At 53.3% G+C, this 396-nt stretch carries 1 rRNA gene; it reads right to left on the bottom strand.

Features of this window, described 5'->3' with window-relative positions:
- Positions 1 to 396: ribosomal RNA gene (locus CG50_RS15905) — 23S ribosomal RNA — on the bottom strand; the annotation flags it as partial.

Genomic DNA, 396 nt, shown 5'->3' with positions numbered 1-396 from the left:
GTATTCGTCCGAGGCGCTACCTAAATAGCTTTCGCGGAGAACCAGCTATCTCCGAGTTTGATTAGCCTTTCACCCCTAGCCACAAGTCATCCCGACCCTTTTCAACGGGTGTGGGTTCGGACCTCCAGTTGGTGTTACCCAACCTTCATCCTGCTCATGGCTAGATCACTCGGTTTCGGGTCTGATCCATCGAACTGAGCGCCCTTTTAAGACTCGCTTTCGCTGCGCCTACACCTAACGGCTTAAGCTTGCTCGATAGACCAAGTCGTTGACCCATTATACAAAAGGTACGCCGTCACCACTCAAGGTGGCTCCGACTGCTTGTAGGCGTCCGGTTTCAGAAACTGTTTCACTCCCCTCGTCGGGGTGCTTTTCACCTTTCCCTCACGGTACTGG

Origin of the sequence: Paenirhodobacter enshiensis, from assembly GCF_000740785.1 — a bacterium.
GTDB classification, from domain to species: domain Bacteria; phylum Pseudomonadota; class Alphaproteobacteria; order Rhodobacterales; family Rhodobacteraceae; genus Rhodobacter; species Rhodobacter enshiensis.
This window is presented reverse-complemented; position numbering and strand designations above follow the sequence as displayed.